Origin of the sequence: Mesorhizobium sp. M7A.F.Ca.ET.027.03.2.1, from assembly GCF_003999175.1 — a bacterium.
Taxonomy (GTDB): Bacteria; Pseudomonadota; Alphaproteobacteria; order Rhizobiales; family Rhizobiaceae; genus Mesorhizobium.
Window position 1 is genome coordinate 1 of sequence record NZ_RZOM01001065.1, and the last position, 2,128, is coordinate 2,128.

3 protein-coding genes are annotated in these 2,128 nt (G+C 62.4%); 2 read left to right on the top strand and 1 reads right to left on the bottom strand.

Annotated elements, in window-relative coordinates:
- Positions 1-95: 95 nt before the first annotated feature.
- Positions 96-341, top strand: a complete 246-nt coding sequence (gene hfq, locus EN750_RS31170; protein WP_006202172.1) for an RNA chaperone Hfq — start codon at positions 96-98, stop codon at positions 339-341.
- The gene (gene hflX, locus EN750_RS31175) at positions 342-1,733 is read left to right on the top strand and encodes a GTPase HflX (protein ID WP_127272395.1); all 1,392 of its coding nucleotides are present in this window, start codon (positions 342-344) and stop codon (positions 1,731-1,733) included. It begins immediately after the preceding gene.
- 6 nt (positions 1,734-1,739) lie between these two features.
- On the opposite strand, the gene EN750_RS31180 is transcribed toward hflX, so the two are convergent.
- On the bottom strand, positions 1,740-2,128 hold a 389-nt coding region (locus EN750_RS31180; RefSeq protein ID WP_281062345.1), incomplete at its 5' end, for a MazG nucleotide pyrophosphohydrolase domain-containing protein.

The following is a 2,128-nucleotide window of genomic DNA, read 5'->3' on the forward strand; positions in this document are numbered from 1 at the left end:
ACTGACGACAAGACGGTGTTTGCGAGCTTGACATGCGCCCGTTAATTTGGCGCATTGGCTTGCAAACCGAAGGGGATCGGCGAAAGACAAGAACAATGGCGGAACGATCGCAAAACCTTCAGGACCTGTTCCTGAATTCAGTTCGCAAGAGCAAGAACCCGCTCACCATCTTCCTTATCAACGGCGTCAAGCTGACCGGCGTGGTCACTTCGTTCGACAATTTCTGTGTCCTGCTGCGCCGTGACGGTCACTCCCAGCTCGTCTACAAGCACGCCATTTCCACGATCATGCCGAGCCAGCCGGTTCAGATGTTCGATGGCGAGGAAAGCCAGGGCGCCTGATTGGCACGTGAGAAAGACGCGGACGCCACCGTTCGCGGGAAACCAACGCATCATCCCGGGACGGAAGCCAAGGGCCCGACCCGGGCTGTTGTCATTGTGCCCGTCCTTACCCGCCACCAGCGCAACGACGACGAGACCAACCGTCCTCGGCTGATGCGTTCGGCTGATGCTCGTCACGACGAGGCCGTCGGCCTTGCCCGCGCCATCAACCTGGATCTGATCCACACTGCGGTGGTGACCGTCAACGATCCGCGCCCGGCGACGCTGCTCGGCAGCGGCAAGGTTGCGGAGTTCGCGGAAATCGTCAAAGAGGGACATGCGGAAGTGGTCGTCGTCGACCATCCGTTGACCCCGGTGCAGCAGCGCAATCTCGAAAAAGAGCTGAACGCCAAGGTGCTGGACCGCACCGGGCTGATTCTTGAGATCTTCGGCGAGCGCGCACGCACCAAGGAAGGCACGCTGCAGGTCGAACTCGCCCATCTCAACTACCAGAAGGGGCGCCTCGTGCGCAGCTGGACCCATCTGGAGCGCCAGCGCGGCGGCGCCGGCTTCCTCGGGGGCCCCGGCGAAACACAGATCGAATCCGACCGGCGGCAGTTGCAGGAAAAGATCATCAAGCTGAAGCAGGAGCTGGAAACGGTGCGGCGCACGCGCGACCTGCACCGCGCCAAGCGAAGGAAGGTGCCGTTCCCGGTGGTGGCGATCGTCGGCTATACCAACGCCGGCAAGTCGACGCTGTTCAACCGGCTGACCGGGGCGGATGTGCTGGCGCAGGACATGCTGTTCGCCACGCTCGACCCGACGCTGCGCCGCGTGCGCCTCCCACATGGCACGCCGATCATCCTCTCCGATACGGTCGGCTTCATTTCGGACCTGCCGACGCATCTGATCGCGGCTTTCCGCGCCACCCTGGAAGAGGTGGTCGAGGCCGATCTCGTGCTTCATCTGCGCGACATTTCCGATCCGGACACTGCAGCACAAGCGGAAGATGTCGAGCGCATCCTGGCCGACCTCGGTGTCGACGCCGGCGACGCCAAGCGCGTGATAGAAGTGTGGAACAAGATCGACCGGCTCGACGAAGGCAACCGGACCCGGCTGCTTGCCGACGGCGCCGATGCCAACAAGGCGCCGCCGATTGCGGTGTCGGCGGTGACCGGCGAGGGTATCGACGCGCTGAAGGCGATCATCGAAACACGGATGGCGGGCGAACTCGAAGACCTCACCGTGACGATCGAGCCGGCCCAGTTCGGCCTTGTCGACTGGCTTTACCGCAATGGCGATGTCGTTTCGCGAAGCGACAATGATGACGGCAGCGCCACCATCTCGCTCAAGGCCACGCAAAGCGCGCGCGAAGAGATCGAAAGCAGATTGCGTCGTAAAAACAACGGTTAGTGCGGGTTATTTCGCGCTTTTTGCTTCCTGCCAGAGCGCTTCCATCTCGGCCAGATCAGCCTTTTCCAGCGTGCTGCCGGATTTTTCCAGGGCCTGTTCGACATAGTGGAAGCGCGAGCGGAATTTTTCGTTGGTGCCGCTTAGCGCTGCTTCGGAATCGAGCTTGAGGTGACGGCCGAGGTTGACGACGGCAAACAGCATGTCGCCGAACTCATCCTTGATCGAGGCGGTGTCGCCCTTGGCCAGGGCCTCGCGCAATTCGCCGATCTCTTCCTCGATCTTGTCGAGGATGGGCGCCGCTTCGCTCCAGTCGAAGCCGACGCGGGCGGCCTTCTCCTGAAGTTTCAGCGCCCGGGTCAGCGCGGGCAGGGCGACCGGAACGCTGTCCAGAAACC